This window comes from Leucobacter sp. M11, from assembly GCF_035726885.1.
In the GTDB taxonomy this organism is placed as follows: Bacteria; Actinomycetota; Actinomycetes; order Actinomycetales; family Microbacteriaceae; genus JAPFRB01.
In genome coordinates this window covers 50,593-52,228 of sequence record NZ_JAPFRB010000001.1, presented here as the reverse complement: position 1 = coordinate 52,228, position 1,636 = coordinate 50,593, and the positions used below count along the sequence as shown (strand labels likewise).

Annotated in this window: 1 protein-coding gene; it reads left to right on the top strand. The window is 65.8% G+C overall.

The genetic code is table 11. The features are described from left to right. The coding region (locus OOT08_RS00250; protein ID WP_325091259.1) for a BCCT family transporter at nucleotides 1–1,636 on the top strand (1,636 nt) is incomplete at both ends.

Sequence of the window (1,636 nt, the reverse complement as noted above, 5' to 3'; positions counted from 1 at the left end):
CCTTCATTCTCTGGGGGGCGACCTCGACGGACACGCTCAAGGCGGTCTCCGACATCGCCCTGAACTGGGTCGTGGAGAACACCGGCTGGCTGTTCAACGCGCTCGTGTCGATCATCCTGATCTTCATGCTGTTTATCGGCTTTAGCCGCTACGGCAAGATCCCGCTCGGCATGGACGGCGAGGAGCCCGAGTACGGCAAGTTCGCCTGGGTCGCCATGATGTTCTCCGCCGGCGTCGGCATCGGCCTGTTCTTCTTCGGCCCCTTCGAGCCGCTCAGCTACTTCCAGTCGCCCGCGCCCGGCACCGCCGAGCCGGAGACGGCCGAAGCGATCCACCGTGCGATGGCGCAGACCATCTTCCACTGGGGCCCACACGCGTGGGCGGTGTACGCGCTTGTCGGGGCCGCCGTCGCTTACGGCTCATACCGCCGCGGGCGCGTGCCGCTCATGAGCTCGATCTTCACCCCGCTGCTCGGCAAAAACCGCGTTGAGGGCTCCGCCGGTCGTCTCATCGACATGTTCGCGATCGTCGCGACCCTCTTCGGCACCTCGGCCTCGCTGGGCATCGGCGCGATGCAAATTGGACGCGGCGTCGAGATCGTCGGCGGCATTGGTCGCCTGCCCAACGCGGCGCTGATTCTCATTATTTCGGTGCTCACGGCGGGCTTTATCGCCTCCGCGGTCTCCGGGATCGGCAAGGGCATCAGGATGCTCTCCAACGTCAACATGACCTTGACGGTCGCCCTGGCCGCGTTCATCTTCCTGGCCGGACCCACGCTCTTCCTGCTCAATCTTGTGCCCGCGTCCATCTCGGAGTACCTCGCCGAGCTGCTGCACATGACGGGGAAGGGCGCTTCCTGGGGACAGGAGAGCGCGGACTTCGGGGCCACCTGGACCGTGTTCTACTGGGCCTGGTGGATCTCCTGGTCGCCCTTCGTCGGGATCTTCCTGGCGCGGATCTCCCGCGGGCGCACGATCCGCGAGTACGTGATCTACGTGCTCGTCGTGCCCACCCTCGTCATCGTCACGGCCTTCGGCATCTTCGGGGGCACGGCGATCTGGCTCAGAATGCAGGGGGCCCCGGGGATTGACTCCTCGGAGTCGGCCCAGGACCTGTTCTTCACGATGCTCTCGCACCTGCCCCTCGCGCAGATCACCCCGATCCTGGCGATGGTCTGTATCGCGATCTTCTTCATCACCTCAGCGGACTCCGCCTCGGTGGTCATGGGGATCTTGTCCCAGCGCGGGAAGGCGGTGCCGGACAAGAAGGTCACCGTGTTCTGGGGGCTCGCCATGATGGGCATCGCCGTCGTGATGCTCCTGATCGGCGGGAACGAGGCGCTGCAGGGGCTGCAGAACCTCATCATCGTGACGGCCCTGCCCTTCGCGGTGATCCTGCTGTTACTCATGATTGCCTTCGGCAAGGACCTGCGCACGGACCCGCTCGTGATCCGGCGTGAGTTCGCCGCGCAGGCCCTCGCGAACGCGGTGAAGCAGGGCATCGACGAGCACGGCGACGACTTCGCGCTGTCGATCGAGCGCACCGAGGAGGGACAGGGGGCCGGCTCCGACTTCGACTCCCACGACACCTCGCTCACCGACTGGTACCAGCGCACGGACGAGGACGGCGACCCCGT